This is a genomic window from Mycobacterium sp. MAA66 (assembly GCF_041261665.1).
Taxonomy (GTDB): Bacteria; Actinomycetota; Actinomycetes; order Mycobacteriales; family Mycobacteriaceae; genus Mycobacterium.
Genome location: NZ_JBGCCC010000001.1, coordinates 853,921 through 869,848, shown reverse-complemented (window position 1 = coordinate 869,848; position 15,928 = coordinate 853,921). Strand labels below are relative to the sequence as shown.

The following is a 15,928-nucleotide window of genomic DNA, read 5'->3' as shown; positions in this document are numbered from 1 at the left end:
CTGTTACAGACTGCCGGAATCGGGATTGAGTGCAAGGAGCCACCGCGGATGGGCCGTACGGGTGTCGATGTGGTGCGGTCGGGCAAGGTCACTGCGACCAAGACGATCGATGCGCCGCTGATCCTCGATACCGCAGCCGAATTACTCGAGCGCGCAGGCGTTGACGGTTTCTCGATGCGTGGCCTCGCCGACCGGCTCGGTGTTGCCGTGACGTCCATCTACTGGCACGTCGGCGGCCGGGACAAGCTCTTCGACCGCCTGATCGATCGGCTCATCGACGAGATGACCAGCCTGCCGGCCGATGGCGATACACCCGCTGAATGCATCGCGGCGCTGGCCCGTGCCCAGCGCCAGGTGCTCATCAACCGTCAGCACCTGCTGATCGTCGCTCACGAACGCGACCGCACCCCGTCACTGTTTCAGCCGGTCCAACAGACTTTGGCGGACAAACTCGCAGAGTCGGGCATCACCGGGGTGAATGCAGCGCTGGCGCTGCGCTCCATCGAAGTGCACGTGATTTCGTCTGCGCTGATGCAGTACTCGTCGATTCGCAGCGGCGAACACGACGAGGAAGACGCCTCACTGTGGGGCGGTGACTGGCCGGACCGCGAGCTGATCGACGCATTGCGGTCGCCGACCGACTACGACGCGGTGTTCGAGTACGGCCTGGCGGCGCTGCTCGCCTCGTTGGGGGCGCCGGCCCGGCAGTAGCTGCAGTTCCGGTCGACTAGCTGATCAGGCCAATTGGTCTGGGCATCAAAACAACTCGCCAATTGTCCGGATCGGCGAAAGCGATGGCCCCGTTTTCCCGCCACCAGAGGTTCTCCAGTTCGACGGGTTCATGACCGGACTCGCCGAGCCGTTCGACGACCGCGAACATCTGCTGCTCGGTGGCGAAGTAGAAGACGAGCAAATTCTCGTCGGTCGGCGCCCGGCCGGGGCTGCCGTCGACATGCGAGGTGAATTCCAAGTGGTATTTCTCGCCCGGCAGGCCCACCATGACCACTTGGTAGCCGTGTCCAGTCGTGCGATACAGCTCGGGTAAACCCAAGTCTCCGCAATAGAACTGGATGACCTCATCAAGTCGGTCGGTCGGACGTGCCACGCGAACCTCGACGGCCGGCAGGCCGTCGGGCCAGACTCCCTCAGACAACTCCATGCCTTCAAAGTTACGGATTGGCGCGATGGCCCGCCGCCGGTACGTGATGCGGGCGCGTTCGAATCACTGGGCCGCGAAACGGCGACCACGCAGCCCCGGCGTTTGCTGTTCGCTGAGTGCGCGGCCACGATCGGCCATCGAGGCGCGGATCTGCTCGGGGTGGGTGCTCAGGTAGAATCCGCCCGCCGCGGACTGGTCGAAGATCGTCTCAGCCGCGGTGAGGGCGTCCATCGCGACGATGCTGAACATCGCATCGCGTTCGGAGTCCGAGGCCTCGGACGCAGATTCGTCGTCGACACCGCCGGCCGCGGCAAAGATGTTGGACTGCACCGGTCCGGGCAGCACCGCCTGGACACAGATGTGGTCGGCATGTCCGGCCATCTCGACCTCGAGGCGCAGACATTCGGTCAAGGCGAGCACGGCGTGCTTGCTGATGATGTAAGGCGCCTGCCGTGCCACCGCCGACACGCCGCCGATCGACGACATGTTCCACACCCACGCCGGACTGTCGGTCTTCATCATCGCCGGGAGGAACGCGCGCACGCCGTGGAACACGCCACTGACGTTGATGTCCATCACCCGGTTCCAGTTGGCCACCGGGGTATCCCAGAGATAGCCGAATTGTTCGATCCCGGCATTGTTGACCAGGAGTCGCACCGGACCGATATCGGCATACACCCGGTCGGCCAGGGCCTGCACGGCGTCGGGATCCCGGACGTCACAGACCGCGTCAAAAGCCGTGCCGCCCGCGGCTTTCAACTCATCGCGCAAGTCCACGACGGCCCCGGCGTCGACATCCGCGAGCACCACTGTCATACCGAGCCGTTGGGCGTATCGGGCTAACCCGGCACCGATACCCGAACCGGCACCGGTGATCACCGCTACGCCACCACCGAACACCTGCTGTGCGTCCATACCTCCCAGTGAACCGCAGGTACGGAGGCGATGGGGGTGGATGGTCCGTTGAGCGGAACTGGCTAGCCGGACAGGCGTTCGGCGACGGGGCCCAACGCCAGCGCGGGCAGGTATTCCAGGCCGACCACGATGATCGCCACACCGATCATCAGGCCGATGAACGAAACATCATGGGTACGAAGCGTTCCGACTGTCTGTACCCCGGAACGCTGGCGGGCGAAACTGGCGGCGAGCGCCAACACCAAGGCCATGGGCAGGTAACGACCGACCACCATGGCAGCAGCCAGCCCGATGTTGAATCCCGTTGTGTTTCCGCTGAACCCGGCGAATGCGCTGCCGTTTCCGGCCACGCAACTGGTGAAGGCGTACAGCACCTCTGACAGTCCGTGCGCTCCGGCATTGCCCATGGCCTTGGCCCCGGCAGGCAATGCCATGGCGACAGCGACGCCGGTGAGCACCGCGAGAGGCGCGGTCAGCACGATCAGGCTGACCAGCTTCATCTCGCGGGGGTTGATCCGCTTGCCGAGGTATTCCGGGGTGCGGCCGATCATCAATCCGCCGAGGAACACCGCGAGCAACGCCACGACCACCAGACCGTACAAGCCACTGCCCGTGCCACCCGGGCCGATCTCCCCCAGCATCATGTTCGCCATCAGCACGCCGCCGCCGATGCTGGTGAAACTGTCGTAGGACGCGTTCGCTGCGCCGTCTGCGGTCGCTGTGGCCATCTGCCCGAACTGGGCGCTGCCCGGTACGCCGAAGCGAATCTCCTTGCCTTCCAACGCAGTACCGATCGCGGTGGTGACGGTGCCGTGCGGCACGGCCTCGGACAGCCCGACGGCGGCGGTGCCGAGCCCGAACAGTACGACGACCACGGCCAGTAGGGCCCAGCCTTGACGGCGATCACCGACCATGACCCCGTAGGTACGTACCAACGACACCGGGATGATCGCCATCGCGACGATCTCGATCACGTTGGTCAACGGTGTGGGGTTTTCGAAAGGATGAGCGCTGTTGGCGTTGAACGCACCCCCGCCGTCACCCGACATCAGCTTGATGGACTCCCAGGAGGCCACGGGCCCGGTCGGCAATGTCTGCGAACCGCCGGCGAGAGTGCCGATCGGCTGGACGCTGCCAAAGGTATCCAGCACACCCAACACCCCGAGGAGGATCGCGATGATCACCGCCATCGGCAGCAGGACCCGGGTGATACCGCGGACCAGGTCCACCCAGAAGTTGCCGAGTTCGGCGGTTTGGCGCCGCGCGATACCGCGGATCAAAGCAATGGCCACCGCCATGCCGACCGCGGCGCTGGCGAACGCCTGTACGCCGAGGCCGGCCGCCAGCCCGAAATGACCGAGCGTCGATTCACCGGCGTAGTTCTGCCAGCTGGTGTTGGTGACGAAACTGACCGCAGTGTTGAGCGCCAGCAGCGGGGTCATGCCCGGGGCGCCCCAGGGGGCGGGGAGATGGGTTTGCAGCAGCAGTAACGCGAACAGCAGGAGCACACTGACCACCGAGAAGGCCAGTACCGACGCGAGGTACCAGACCCAGCGTTGCTCGCGGTCGGCGTTCACTCCGGCTATTCGGTAGATCAATCGCTCAGCACGCCAATGCTTCTCGCTGGAATAGACCGACGCCATGTAGTTGCCCAGTGGTACGTGCACGACTGCCAGCACCGCGACGATCGTGATGAGTTGCAGCCAAGCCGCGATTCCCCAGTACATAGGGTGCCGACGTTAGACCCCGATGGGCCCGATGTGACCCGATCTTGACGCGATCTGAACGCCCGCCGTTACGGCGGTTATGAGGTCTGTGGTTTCACCAGAGCAATGAGGGCCTCGTAGGCTCGCGTGACGTCGGCCCGATCGTCGGGATCTGGAACCGACCGCAGGTTGGCTCGCTGAATCTGAACGGCCTGACGCAGAAGTGTGGTGCGCCGGCATCGGTCCGGGGTCTGCTCGGTGACCTTGGCCAGCGAATCGAGTTGTCGGATCAGAACCGCGGGCATGCCGTCTGCAGCCTGTCGGATCTTTTCGTAGGCGCGCTCGACCAGCCGGTCGAAATCGGCTTGATAGGCGATCACCCGAATGTGGCCGGTGGCGTCGCGCCGGATTCGCTGTGGGCGCCAGGACGTCGAGATGCGGCACAGGCAGTCACCGATCCAGTCGATGCAAGTCAGTGCCGTGAAGGTGTCGTTGACTGCCGGTGACAATGCCCGCAGGGCAATCTCCACCAACTGGTCGAACCCGAACGAAATATCTTGGGTCAGTGTGCGATACGGGCCGGTGACGTGGCCGCGCAGGAGGTTTTGTTCAACGAAGTCCGCGGCCTGGGCGGGCCATACGTGGGCCATCACCTGGCCGGCGACCAGGAAATGCCCTGGCCGGTAGGACAATTGGATCACTGCGTCAGCTGCGGTCGCCACCTTGAGCAGCGTTTCGTGGCGGATCACCTGTAGATATCCGCTGTGCGGGGTGCGTATTTCAGCTCCGGAGACCCGCAACTGTTCGACGAGCTCGTCGCACGACGGTCCGCGAGCGGCCCCGACGCCGAACAGCCGTCCACCCTCTTGTGCCGAGATTTCGGCAGCCAATGTGCCGGCGATCTTGGCGACCACGATCGGCAGTTGAATCATCGAGGCGATGTGGTTGAGGAAGTAGATCAGAACGCCCACATCGACCAGCGTCATCACCAACGTCACTGTGATCGACAGGTGTGGAACGAAATCTCCATGCGGCCCGCCACCGATTGCGACCAGGGTGATCACCGCGTAGCAGAAGGTGGCTACGAAGGCACCCAATGTCAGTTGCGTTCCCAGATCACGCACAAAGTTGCGGAGCATCCGTGGGCCGAATTGGGTCGAGGCGAGGGTCAGGACCACGATGGTGATGGAGAAGACGATCCCTACGACGGTGATGACGGCTGCTGCCACCGTGGTCAGCACCATTCTGGCGGCGTCGGCGGTGCCGCTCAGCACCCACGACGGTAGGGCGAGTTGGCCGTTGTAGGCGCTGCGATCGATGCTGTACGTGACGACGAACAAAGCCAGCGTGGCAACCGTCAGCGCGGCCGGGGCCACCCATAAGTTGGTTCGTAGGGCTTCTTTTCGCCAATCCGCAGTCAGATACGCATAACCCGGCATCAGCGGGGTTGTCCCGGCGGCATGGGGGTCATCTAACCGTGTGGGAACGGGGTATTCGAGCGCAGCGGGCGTAAACAAAACGCAAAGATTGCTGCGTCAGGGTTGAGCTTCCGCCTTGGGCGCCGGGCGCAGGACGCAGCGGGCGAAGCCGATCCAGCACACCACCGAGGCCAGCAGGCCGATACCGACCGAGAGCCGCGACGCTTGGGCCAGAGCTATTGCGACCGAATCGCTTCCGGGGATGTGGCGGTCGGCCAGGCTGGTACCGAGCACGGCCGCCAACCCGATGGCGAAGCAGCCCATGGCGCACACCACCGTGCCGCCGAACATGGCTCGCGCCGCGCAGTAGATCATCGCGCCGGCCACCAGCCAGATCAGCACACCGAATGGCAGCGGCCGTAGTGATGCACCGAGATTGCCCTCGATGGTCCAGATGCCGAGCCCGTTCATCGTGGCGTGGCCGTGCGTGGTCTGCGCGGTGTACCAGGGAAAAACGGTGGCGACGACGATGGCCACCCCCGCGATGATGCCGATCACCCATCGGGTCAGTACGTTCTCGATGGTTCTTGACTCCTTGATCGGCGTGGGCAGTCGCCCAGAGCGCTGAAGGGAAATTGACGGCGGCAATAACCTGTCAACAGATTACTGGTGCGACGTGGTCCGGGGTGACGGCTTGGTCTGGTCGGTGCTGAGGTTCACGGCGTGGGCGTCCCGGTGTCGAATGTCGGCTCCACCATGCTGAGCATTGCCAGTGTCAGGCAGATCAGCACACTCAGACTCAGCAGCGTCATGGCGCCGATCAACGACCACCGCAGTAGTCGGGACCGGGCCCGCGTCAACGCACAGTTCCGTGCTTCGTGGTGAAACGCGGTGGCGACCAACGCGAAGTTGACGTCGACATGCTCGTCTTCGGCGCACGGCGACCCGGCCCAGATCTGCTGTAACCGGTCCGGTTCGATTTGCACGCCCACAGTGGTGAACCGCCGACTCAATCGACGCGCCTGTCCGCGGCTGAGCAAGTCACCGTGGGTGTACACACGATTCATCGGGCCTGCCACTTCCTCGACTGGGCGCCGGGCGCACCGGTAAATGCCGAAGGCGCCCGGGAGTGAAGTTACTCCGACGGGCGCCTCCGCACAGTCCAACGGCGATCTACAGACCCATGTCTTTGGCGATGATCATCTTCATCACCTCGCTGGTACCGCCGTAGATGCGGCCGACCCGGTTGTCGGCATACAGCCGGGCGATCGGGTACTCGTTGATGTAGCCGTAGCCGCCGTGCAACTGCAGGCAGCGGTCGATGACGCGGGCCGCGGCGTCGGTGCAGAACAGCTTGGCTTTGGCGGCATCGGCTGCGGACAGCTCATCGCTGTCGTGGGCCGTCATCGCACGGTCGACCACGGCCTCCATCGCATCGACATCGGCCTGGCATGCAGCCAATTCGAACTTGGTGTTCTGGAACGAGGCCACCGGCTTACCGAAGACGGTGCGGTCCTTGGTGTACTGCACCGCGAACCGGACCGCGGCCTTGGCCTGCGCGTAAGCGCTGACCGCAATGCCGAGCCGTTCGCGGGGCAGGTTTTGGCCCAGGTAGTTGAATCCTTGGTCGGCCTCGCCGAGCACGTCCTCGACCGGCACCTTGACGTCGGTGAAGTTCAGCTCGGCGGTGTCCGAGCAGCGCAGGCCCAGCTTGTCGAGCTTGCGCCCGACCGAGTAGCCCTCGGACTTGGTGTCCACCACCAGCAGCGAGATGCCGAACCGGCGGTCGTCTTCTTTCGGAGCGGAAGTACGTGCGCACACGATCACCCGGTCGGCGTGCACGCCGCCGGTGATGAAGGTCTTCGAGCCGTTCAGCACGTAGTGGGTGCCGTCCTCGGAAAGCTTTGCGGTGGTCCGCATTCCGGCCAGGTCTGAACCGGTGCCGGGCTCGGTCATGGCGATGGCGAACATGATCTCGCCGCTGAGCATGCCGGGGAACCAGCGCTTCTTCTGCTCGTCGTTGCCGATGTCGCGGATGTACGGCAGACACAAGCCAACGTGCACACTGGAGCCACCGAAAGACACTGCGGCGCGGGACAGTTCCTCGGTGAGGATGGCCTGGAACTTGTACGAGGACAAGCCCTCGCCGCCATATTCGGTGGGGATCTCTGCGCCGAAGATGCCCAGTTTGCCCAGCTTGTAGTAGAACTCGCGCGGTACCAGGCCCTTCTCGAACCACTCGTCGTAGACCGGGCTGACCTCGGCCTCGACGAAAGACCGGATCATGTTCCGGTAGTCCTCGTGTTCCTCGCTGTAGACCGTGCGCTCCACGGGTATCTCCTCACGGTGTCTCTTCAAATCGGGTGAACAGTGTTAGCTTGTTGCTGACACAATAAGCTAACGGTGTTCGCTAATTCAAGGAGGTGCAGATGGGTAGGCCCCGGGTACCGCTGCTCAGCCGCGAACGCATCCGCGACACCGCACTGGAACTGATCGACCGCGACGGGCTGGCCGAGTTCTCGATGCGCAAGCTCGCCGCCGAACTCGGCGTGCAGGCCTCGTCGCTCTACAAGCACTACCCCACCAAAGATGACGTGCTCGACGCCGTCGCCAGTCGAGTCGCGGCGGAAATCGACACGACGGGGTTCGATCGCGGGGACGACTGGCGGGCCGCGCTGGCGTCGTGGGCTCGCTCCCACCGCTCGGCGCTGGCAGCCCACCCCAATCTGGTCCCCTATCTGGCTACCGGTCCGGGCCGCCGGGACGAGAGCTTGCGGGTGGCCGACGCCGTGCACGGAGGTCTGGTGCGCGCGGGTTGGCCACCGCGGGAAGCAACGTTGATCGGTGCCGCGACCCGATCACTGGTACTGGGGTCGACCGTCGGGTCGTTCTCCCGCGGATTCACCGATGACGTGCAGGTCTACCGGGACCGCTACCCGCACATGAGCCAGGCCCACCTACTGCGCGGCAAGGCTGACCAGATCGATCTGGCCGGTTTCGAGTTGGCCCTGACGTCGTTCATCGACGGGCTCGGGCTGCGGTTCGACGCCATCGACCAGCGCCGCACCCGCCGCCGCAGCACGAATCACTTGTCCTGAGGCTTGGCTCCGCTGCTGAACGGATTGAGGCGAGAGACGCCCGGGATGTTCGAGAGCATTCGGAACACCTCGTTGCCGGTGTTCACCAGGGCTTCCAATTGCGGTAGCAGCGCATCGAGGGTGCGGAACATCGGGTCGGCCATCGCCATCACGCGCTCGGTGCGGTCGATGGTCGTATTCAGTCGCTCGGTGGCCGCCGCCAGGTTCTCGATCAGATCGGGAACCTGGGCGGCGAGCTGTACCGAGGCCGGCGGAATGCGCATGGCTCCGCTGGCCACCGCCTGTGCCGTGTCCACCGCCGCCTGGGCGGCATCGACCGCGGACTGGGCCGCGGCCTTCAGGTCGCTGGGTTTGGGGATCATTTGACCGGCCATATGTCAACTGTGCCCCACGGGGACCCACCTGTCCCGTGATCGACACGGCAACATGCCGGTAACGGTGCAACGGTCAGGATGGCAGCACCAGGATCTTCACGTGCTCGTCGGGGTTGCGCAACGCGTCGAATGCCTCACCGATGCCGTCCAATCCGGTGCGGCCGGTGATCAGCGCCTCGGCGTCGATCTCACCATCGGCCAACCGCTGCAACACCTTCTCGTAAGCCCGCTCATACGGGCCGTGACCGAAATTGATGGCGATCTGGCGCATCTGGGCGACCACCGGGATGATCGTCTCCTCGTTGAACGGAGACGCCACCACCTGAATCCGTGAGCCCCACGGCAGCGTGTGGGTCAGCGAATTCAGGGTGCCGACGCGGCCGCTGCACTCATAGGCGATGAGGATGCCGCCGCCGGTCTTGCCGGCGCCGAGCAGCTCGTTGTAGACCGCGATCGGATCCTGCTCATTCGGGTCGACGACGATGTCGGCGCCCATCTTGGCGGCCAGCTCGCGGCGCTTGGGCGACGGCTCCGAGGCGATGACGATGTGTGCGCCGGCGGCTTTGGCGGCCAGGATGGTTCCCAATCCGATTGAGCCGCAACCGATCACCAAGGCGGTGTCGGTGGCGCTCAGGCCGGATTGCTGCATGTGCATCTCGCCGACATGCAGCGGCTCGGCCAGCGTGGCGTGTTCGAGCGACAGACCGTCGGGCACGTGCCGCACCCAGAAGGCGTCGACGACAATTTCTTCGCCGAATGCACCGTGGTAGTCGTTCGAGTAGCCGATGATCGTCGGCATCCCGGTGCCTTGTTCGGTGGTGATCCCGAGTCCGGTGACCCGATCCCCGGCCGCGAAATCCTCGACGCCCGGCCCGGTTTCGACGACGGTGCCGGACCACTCATGGCCGAGCACCACCGGGCGGGTGGCATCGAAGACTGCGAAGGGGTAGCCCGCACCGGCAGCGACGGAGACGAACCGACACGGGTCCTTGGACATGCTCAGGTCGCTGCCGCAGATGCCGCAGGCGGCCACCTTGATCCGAAGCTGGCCCGGGCCGGCGGCCGGCGGAGGGGCGACGTCGGTGACGGTGAACTGTCCCTCGATGAACTGTGCTGCCTTCATGTTCAGGCTCCTGTGGTGGTCAGATCGCCGGCAGGAGCCGGCGTGGCGGGCAGATCGGTGGGCTGGCCGTAGTAGTCCGTGTACGCCTTGGTGATCGCGCCGATCAGATTGCCGATCAGGTGTTCGCCGTTGTCCTCGGCGAACTGCAGACTGGCCTGACGGCCGCTGTTGCGCCGGCGGAAGTGTGGGATCACCTCGGAGGCGAACAGCTCGTAACTGCGTTTGGTGTTCTCCCAGTCGGCCATGTCCACGTGCATGATCAGCATGGTGCCGAAGCCGCCGGTTTTTTCGATCAGCCGGTCGATTTGGGCGATGGCGTCCTCCGGCGTGCCGATGATGGCCTGGCCGAACTCGCCGAGTGATTCATTGCGCCAGTAGTCGATGATGCCGGCCGGGGTCTGCGCCCAGTCCGGGTTGATCCGCTGTTGCCGGTTGACGTATTCGGCGATGGCGTGGATCCGCCGGCCGACGGCGCGCTCGGCCTCCTCGCGGGTCTCGGCGATGAACATCGGGTTGACCAGGCGCCAGGTGGCACGGTTGGCGACGTGGCCGTTCTCGGTTGAAACCTGTTCGTACACGCCCCAGTTGCGGTCGAGTGATTCATAGCCGGCCGGTGAGCTGGCGGCCAGCGACAGCAGGGACAGGCCGTGCTTGCCGGCCAGGACCGAGCCGTTGGGTGAGATGGTCGACGCGGTGGCGACCTCGATGCCGGCTGGGTTGTAGGTGGGCAGCTGGGCCCGGGCATCCCGCAGGGTGAACCAGTCGGTCTCCATGTTGACCACCTCGCCGCGCAGCAGCCGCAGCACAGCCTCCAGGGCCTCACCCTGCATCCGACGCTGGTCGGTGGTGGTGATGCCCATCATGTGCGCGTCGAGCGGGATCTTGCCGGGCCCGGTGCCGACGATCAGCCGGCCGCGGGTCTGCAGATCGAGCTGGGTGATGCGGTCCGCGGTGATCAGCGGGTGGTGGTACGGCAGCGACATGACGCCGGTGCCGAAGCGGATGCGCTCGGTACGCTCAGCGGCCGCGGCGATGAACATGTCTGGGGCCGGGACGATTTCGGCGCCGGTGGAGTGGTGCTCGCCCATCCAGGCCTCCTCGAAACCGAGGTGGTCCAAGTGCGTCATCAGGTCGATGTCGCGGCGCAATTGCAGCGCCGGATCGGCGTTCAGCGGGTGGTACGGGGCGAGGAACGCCCCGAACTTCAATGACGTTGGGCTCCACTGGGCGGCGCTGCTCACGGTGCTCTCCTGGTTCTCATTCGGGCTGGCGGGCTTGTCGTCACGGACTCTAATCCGATCACTCGATTGGATCAAGTGATCCAGAAATATCGACCGTCGCGGGACCGGTGCTCAGATATCCGGGCCCGCACGGCGGATCAGACGGCGAATTCTCACGAACCCAACCGGGTGGCGGAAAATCGGCCAGGAAACCGCCGTGCGGTTGGGTTCGCAGTCGGTCGGGGGCGGCGAGGCTACGCGTTGAGCAGGCGCTCGGTACCACCGATGACGAAGGTCACCAGGTCTTCGTAGAACGCATCCAGGGCGTGCGTCGACAGCTTGGCGCGATCCCACTCGTCGGCCCGGCTCAGGCCCTGCACAAAGCCCATGATCGACACCGCCCATCGGGCCTCCAGCCGATCCGGGTCGGCGGCTGGGAAAACTCGGCGTACCTGTTCCAGCAGCGAGTCGCGCAGTTTCGGTTCGATGGTCTCGTCGGCGGGACCGGCCTGCGTGATCTGCGCGACGATCTTGATCCAGCGCATGCCCCGGGTGCGCTGTCGGTGCAGCAGATCCAAGTACGGACCGGTGACCGCACGCACCAGCGCATCGGAGGTCGGCGGGGCCGAGTCTGCGGCCAGCGCATCGACATTGGATTGAATCGCCGAACCCACCGTGGTGCCGAGATCGAGGACCACCGCGCGCAGCAACTCGTCCTTCGAGCCGAAGTGGTAGTGCACCGAGGCCGCGCCTAGGCCGGCCGCCGCGTTGACCGCACGCACCGACACCGCATCCACGCCCTGCTCGGCGAACAGCTTTTCGGCGGTCTTCACCAGGCGCGCACGGGTGGCGCTCCCCTGGCGGTTCTGCGCTGTTGCCGACACGGGTATGAGCATGTCACAGGCGCTGACATCGACACCGGCACCGGCGGTAATGTCGTCTGATCAAGAATTGTCATGTCACTGCGGAGTGCCGATGCGGATAGCGCTGTTCGTGACCTGCCTGGCCGACGCCATGTTCCCGGCGGCGGCCATCGCGACGGTGCGCCTGCTGGAGCGGCTGGGACACCAGGTGACGTTCCCTGTCGGTCAAACCTGTTGTGGCCAAATGCATATCAATACCGGATACCTGACCGATGCGACCGCGCTGGTTCGGCATCACGTCGAGGTCTTCGGGGACTGTGACCTCATCGCCGCGCCATCGGGGTCGTGCGTCGGCTCGGTTCGGCATCAGCACGCCATGGTCGCCCGCCGGGCGGGTGACGAGGCGCTGGCCCGGCGGGCGGAATCGGTTGCGGCGCGGACGTTCGAGCTGTCGGAACTGCTGGTCGACGTGCTCGGTGTCGACGACGTCGGCGCCTATTACCCGCATACCGTGACCTACCACCCGACGTGTCACTCGCTTCGGATGCTCGGGGTGGGTGACAAGCCGCTACGGCTGCTGCGCCGGGTGCAGGGCCTGACGCTGGTGGAGCTACCCGAAGCCGAATCCTGTTGCGGCTTCGGTGGGACGTTCGCCGTCAAGAACGCCGGGGTGTCCGCCGCGATGCTGACAGACAAGATGGCGAGCATCGCACGCAGCGGTGCGCAGGTGTGTACGGCGGGCGATTCGTCGTGCTTGATGCACATCGGTGGCGGCCTCAGCCGCATCGGCAGCGATGTGCGCACCGTGCACCTGGCCGAGATTCTGGCGGCGACCCGATGACCGCGGTGTTCCTCGGCAGTCCCGGGATGGGCAATCTACGCGGCGAGCAGAAGTTTCCCGATGCCGCCGCCGTCGCACTGGACAATGCCCAGCTACGTCGCAACATCGGTCATGCCACCCACACCATCCGCGTCAAACGTGCTGCGGCCGTCGCAGAATGCTCCGATTGGGAGGAACTGCGCGCGGCCGGCAGCGCGATCAAACAGGACGTGCTGGCGCGGCTGCCGGAATTACTCGAACAACTCGAGCTCAACGTCGTCGCCCACGGCGGCACCGTGCACTGGGCTCGCGACGCAGACGAGGCCAATCAGATTGTCGCCGAACTGATCCGGGCAACCGGCAGCGACGAGGTGGTCAAGGTCAAATCGATGGCCACCCAGGAGATCGGACTCAACGAATATCTGGAAGCCCACGGTATTTGCGCGATCGAGACCGATCTCGCCGAACTCATCGTGCAACTCGGCAACGACAAGCCCAGTCACATCCTGGTGCCGGCGATCCACCGCAACCGGTCCGAGATCCGCGACATCTTCGCCCGCGAGATGCCCGGCGGTGCCGACCTTACCGATGAGCCGCGAGTGCTGGCGATGGCGGCACGTGCCCACTTGCGACGAAAGTTCCTGTCTGCCAAGGTTGCCGTGAGTGGTGCGAATTTCGCCGTGGCCGAAACCGGCACCCTGGCCGTCGTCGAATCCGAAGGTAATGGGCGGATGTGCCTGACCCTGCCGCAGACCTTGATCACCGTGATGGGCATCGAGAAGGTGATACCGACCTTCGCCGACCTCGAGGTGTTCATGCAGCTGCTGCCGCGGTCCTCGACGGCCGAGCGGATGAACCCGTACACCTCGATGTGGACCGGCGTACATCCCGGTGACGGGCCGCAGGAGTTCCATCTGGTGTTGTTGGACAACGGACGTACCCGGGTGCTCGCTGACGAAGTGGGACGCGCTGCGCTGCACTGCATCCGGTGCAGCGCCTGTCTGAACGTCTGCCCGGTGTACGAACGCACCGGTGGACATGCCTACGGTTCGGTGTACCCAGGGCCGATCGGGGCGATTCTGAGCCCGCAATTGACCGGCACCACCGGACGCGATGACCCGAATGCCAGCCTGCCGTACGCATCGTCACTGTGCGGCGCATGTTTTGACGCCTGCCCGGTGCGCATCGACATCCCGAGCATTCTGGTGCATCTGCGGGCAGCGCAGGTCGATGGACATGTCTCACCCCGCGGACAGGATGCGGCAATGCGGGCCGCCGGCTGGGTGATGGGCTCCGCCCGCCGGTTTGCCTTGGCCGAGAGGCTACTTGGAGCCGGCCGGCTGCTGGCCCGCGATCACCAGATCCGCGCGCTGCCGTGGCCCGCCTCGAAATGGACAGCCGCGCGCGATGTTCCCGAGCCACCCACGCAGACGTTCCGGCAGTGGTGGGACCAGCACCATGAGTGACGACGCCCGGGCAATGGTGTTGCGGCGCATCCGCTCCGCACTGACTCCGACTCCCCCGATCCAGGTTCCCCGCGACTACCACCGCAGCCCGCTGACCGGTACACCCGACGTGGAGCGATTCGCGGTCACCGTCGCCGAGTACCGGGCCCGGGTGCACCGTATCGATGGCGCGGACATCGCTGCGACCGTCGCGCGATTGGTGGGTAGCGGTACCGCGGTGATCCCGCCCGACCTGCCCGCGGCGTGGGTCGCCGGGGTACACACCGTCACCGATGACCCGCCGCTGGAGGTCGGGGCGCTCGATGCCGTCGACGCGGTGATCACCGGCTGCGCGCTGGGAATCGCCGCCACGGGCACCGTCGTGCTGGATGGTGGTGCGGCACAGGGGCGCCGGGCTCTGACCCTGATACCGGACCATCACATCTGTGTGATCGGTGCCCAGCAGATCGTCGACACGGTGCCCCAGGGGTTCGCGGCCCTTGACCCGTTGCGGCCGTTGACATTCATCTCGGGGCCCAGCGCCACCAGCGACATCGAGCTGGAGCGCGTCGAAGGCGTCCATGGGCCGCGGACCTTGGATGTGCTGGTGGTGCAGAGCTCGTAATCTGTGGTCGGGGACAATGGGACCTTATGACCGCCGTGATCCCGTTTCGCATTGCTGTGTCCGAAGGCGTCGTGGACGACCTGCGCCGCCGGTTGGCCAATACCCGTTGGCCCGAGGCCGAATGCGTCGATGACTGGAGCCAGGGCATCCCGCTGAGTTACACCCGCGCCCTCGCCGAATATTGGGCCGACGGGTATGACTGGCGGGCACGCGAGGCCGCCCTCAACCGATTCGATCAGTTCACCACCGAAATCGATGGCCTGGACATCCATTTCATTCACCAGCGGTCACCGCATCCCGAAGCGCTGCCGCTGATCATCACGCACGGCTGGCCGGGGTCGATCGCCGAGTTCCACAAGATCATCGAACCGTTGACGGACCCGACCGCTCACGGTGGCCGGGCCGAGCATGCTTTCCATGTGGTGTGCCCGTCGCTGCCGGGCTTCGGGTTCTCTGGGAAACCGACGTCGTCGGGCTGGAACGTCGAACGCATCGCACGGGCCTGGGACGTGCTGATGCTCCGGCTCGGATACCGGCGCTACGGTGCGCAAGGTGGCGACTGGGGCGCGGCGGTGACGGCACAGATGGGCCGGAATGTCGGTCACTGCGCTGCGATTCACACCAACATGCCGATCGCCCGTCCGCCGGCCGGGGTTACCGAATTCAGCGCCGACGAATTGCAGTCCATCGCTGCGATGCGGGAGCACCGGCGTCACGGCACCGGCTATTCCAAACAACAATCCACCCGCCCACAGACCGTCGGCTACGGACTGGTGGATTCCCCGGTGGCGCAACTGGCCTGGATAGTCGAGAAGTTCTGGGCCTGGACCGACTGCGACGGCCACCCGGAGAACGTTCTGAGCCGAGATGAGCTGCTCGACAACGTGATGATCTACTGGGTCACCGCCACCGGCGCGTCATCGGCGCGCCTGTACTGGGAGAGTATGGCGGCGTTCGGTTCCGGCGGCCGTATCGAGTTACCCACCGGCGTTGCGTCGTTCCCCAAGGAGATCGGCCGCCCGCCCCGATCGTGGTGTGAGGCCGGGTACCACATCACCCGGTGGACGACGATGCCGCGCGGTGGGCATTTCGCGGCGTTGGAGCAACCTGAGCTACTGGTCGACGATATGCGCGCGTTTTTCGCGACGGTTCGCTGACACCT

At 65.3% G+C, this 15,928-nt stretch carries 17 protein-coding genes; 6 read left to right on the top strand and 11 right to left on the bottom strand.

Going from position 1 to position 15,928, the window contains the following annotated elements; all coding sequences use genetic code 11:
* Window positions 1–48 precede the first annotated feature (48 nt).
* A complete protein-coding gene (locus ABIA30_RS04225) occupies window positions 49–711 on the top strand; it encodes a TetR/AcrR family transcriptional regulator (RefSeq protein ID WP_370062356.1) in 663 nt (220 codons plus the stop codon).
* A gap of 16 nt (window positions 712–727) precedes the next feature.
* Here the strand turns inward: ABIA30_RS04225 and ABIA30_RS04220 are convergent, their stop codons facing one another.
* The 7 genes from ABIA30_RS04220 to ABIA30_RS04190 all read right to left on the bottom strand — a co-directional run bounded on the left by ABIA30_RS04220 (window position 728) and on the right by ABIA30_RS04190 (window position 7,529).
* Window positions 728–1,159, bottom strand: coding sequence for a VOC family protein (locus ABIA30_RS04220; RefSeq protein WP_370062354.1), 432 nt, complete (start codon window positions 1,157–1,159; stop codon window positions 728–730).
* Window positions 1,160–1,222: 63 nt separating this feature from the next.
* The gene (locus ABIA30_RS04215) at window positions 1,223–2,074 is read right to left on the bottom strand and encodes an SDR family NAD(P)-dependent oxidoreductase (protein WP_370062352.1); all 852 of its coding nucleotides are present in this window, start codon (window positions 2,072–2,074) and stop codon (window positions 1,223–1,225) included.
* Window positions 2,075–2,136: 62 nt separating this feature from the next.
* Window positions 2,137–3,801 carry a potassium-transporting ATPase subunit KdpA gene (kdpA, locus tag ABIA30_RS04210; protein WP_370062350.1) on the bottom strand — a complete coding sequence of 555 codons (1,665 nt, stop codon included), beginning with the start codon at window positions 3,799–3,801 and terminating at the stop codon, window positions 2,137–2,139.
* A gap of 77 nt (window positions 3,802–3,878) precedes the next feature.
* Window positions 3,879–5,219, bottom strand: a complete 1,341-nt coding sequence (locus ABIA30_RS04205) for a DUF2254 domain-containing protein (protein ID WP_370062348.1) — start codon at window positions 5,217–5,219, stop codon at window positions 3,879–3,881.
* 96 nt (window positions 5,220–5,315) lie between these two features.
* The gene (locus tag ABIA30_RS04200) at window positions 5,316–5,756 is read right to left on the bottom strand and encodes a hypothetical protein (protein ID WP_370062346.1); all 441 of its coding nucleotides are present in this window, start codon (window positions 5,754–5,756) and stop codon (window positions 5,316–5,318) included.
* A gap of 158 nt (window positions 5,757–5,914) precedes the next feature.
* Window positions 5,915–6,265: a hypothetical protein gene (locus ABIA30_RS04195; protein ID WP_370062344.1), complete on the bottom strand. Its 351-nt coding sequence runs from the start codon at window positions 6,263–6,265 to the stop codon at window positions 5,915–5,917.
* Between the two features lie 106 nt (window positions 6,266–6,371).
* Window positions 6,372–7,529, bottom strand: a complete 1,158-nt coding sequence (locus tag ABIA30_RS04190; RefSeq protein WP_370062342.1) for an acyl-CoA dehydrogenase family protein — start codon at window positions 7,527–7,529, stop codon at window positions 6,372–6,374.
* A gap of 98 nt (window positions 7,530–7,627) precedes the next feature.
* Between ABIA30_RS04190 and ABIA30_RS04185 the strand changes: the two genes are divergently transcribed.
* Window positions 7,628–8,296, top strand: coding sequence for a TetR/AcrR family transcriptional regulator (locus ABIA30_RS04185; RefSeq protein WP_370062340.1), 669 nt, complete (start codon window positions 7,628–7,630; stop codon window positions 8,294–8,296).
* Here the strand turns inward: ABIA30_RS04185 and ABIA30_RS04180 are convergent.
* The 4 genes from ABIA30_RS04180 to ABIA30_RS04165 form a co-directional block, all read right to left on the bottom strand.
* Window positions 8,284–8,670, bottom strand: coding sequence for a hypothetical protein (locus ABIA30_RS04180; RefSeq protein ID WP_370062338.1), 387 nt, complete (start codon window positions 8,668–8,670; stop codon window positions 8,284–8,286). The genes ABIA30_RS04185 and ABIA30_RS04180 overlap by 13 nt on opposite strands.
* A gap of 73 nt (window positions 8,671–8,743) precedes the next feature.
* Complete coding sequence (locus tag ABIA30_RS04175; protein WP_370062336.1) at window positions 8,744–9,793, bottom strand: zinc-binding dehydrogenase; 1,050 nt, start codon at window positions 9,791–9,793, stop codon at window positions 8,744–8,746.
* Between the two features lie 2 nt (window positions 9,794–9,795).
* Window positions 9,796–11,034, bottom strand: coding sequence for an LLM class flavin-dependent oxidoreductase (locus ABIA30_RS04170; RefSeq protein ID WP_370062334.1), 1,239 nt, complete (start codon window positions 11,032–11,034; stop codon window positions 9,796–9,798).
* A gap of 233 nt (window positions 11,035–11,267) precedes the next feature.
* A complete protein-coding gene (locus ABIA30_RS04165; RefSeq protein WP_370062332.1) occupies window positions 11,268–11,897 on the bottom strand; it encodes a TetR/AcrR family transcriptional regulator in 630 nt (209 codons plus the stop codon).
* Between the two features lie 91 nt (window positions 11,898–11,988).
* On the opposite strand from ABIA30_RS04165, the gene ABIA30_RS04160 reads away from it, so the two are divergent.
* Genes ABIA30_RS04160 through ABIA30_RS04145 form a run of 4 tightly spaced genes read left to right on the top strand, consistent with a single transcriptional unit; the run spans window position 11,989 to window position 15,923 of the window.
* On the top strand, window positions 11,989–12,717 hold the full coding sequence (locus ABIA30_RS04160; RefSeq protein WP_370062330.1) for a (Fe-S)-binding protein: 729 nt from the start codon (window positions 11,989–11,991) through the stop codon (window positions 12,715–12,717).
* Window positions 12,714–14,162, top strand: coding sequence for a LutB/LldF family L-lactate oxidation iron-sulfur protein (locus tag ABIA30_RS04155; RefSeq protein WP_370062328.1), 1,449 nt, complete (start codon window positions 12,714–12,716; stop codon window positions 14,160–14,162). The genes ABIA30_RS04160 and ABIA30_RS04155 overlap by 4 nt, the downstream gene beginning before the upstream one ends.
* Window positions 14,155–14,766, top strand: coding sequence for a lactate utilization protein C (locus ABIA30_RS04150; protein WP_370062326.1), 612 nt, complete (start codon window positions 14,155–14,157; stop codon window positions 14,764–14,766). The genes ABIA30_RS04155 and ABIA30_RS04150 overlap by 8 nt, the downstream gene beginning before the upstream one ends.
* Window positions 14,767–14,792: 26 nt before the next feature.
* The gene (locus ABIA30_RS04145) at window positions 14,793–15,923 is read left to right on the top strand and encodes an epoxide hydrolase family protein (protein ID WP_370062324.1); all 1,131 of its coding nucleotides are present in this window, start codon (window positions 14,793–14,795) and stop codon (window positions 15,921–15,923) included.
* Window positions 15,924–15,928: the final 5 nt, after the last annotated feature.